The organism is Actinoplanes subtropicus (genome assembly GCF_000721705.1).
Classification (GTDB): domain Bacteria; phylum Actinomycetota; class Actinomycetes; order Mycobacteriales; family Micromonosporaceae; genus Actinoplanes; species Actinoplanes subtropicus.
The window spans coordinates 1-293 of sequence record NZ_JOJL01000172.1 but is presented as its reverse complement, the minus strand read 5'-3'; the positions used below and the strand labels follow the sequence as shown (position 1 = coordinate 293).

Here is a 293-nt window from a genome sequence, read left to right as displayed (position 1 = left end):
CGGACAGCGACTCCACCGCCTGCCCGATGTTCTGCAGCGTGCCCACACCCAGATCGCTCATGTGCCGCTTGGCCTCGGAGCGCATCTTGCCCCGGTCCAACATCCGGAACACCGAGCCGAGCACCCCCGGCTTGCGCTCCTCCCGGCCCAGGAACAGGTTGTCGGCGATGTCCAGCCCGGGGGCCACCGCCAGCGTCTGGTACACCGTCTCGATACCGGCCGCGCGCGCGTCCATCGGCGTACGGAAATGGACCTGCTTGCCGTCCAGGAAGATCTGGCCCTCGTCCGGGATG

Annotated in this window: 1 pseudogene; it reads right to left on the bottom strand. The window is 68.6% G+C overall.

Annotated elements, in window-relative coordinates:
- Positions 1–293 (bottom strand): annotated as a pseudogene (locus tag IH26_RS61855) (sugar ABC transporter ATP-binding protein); the annotation flags it as partial.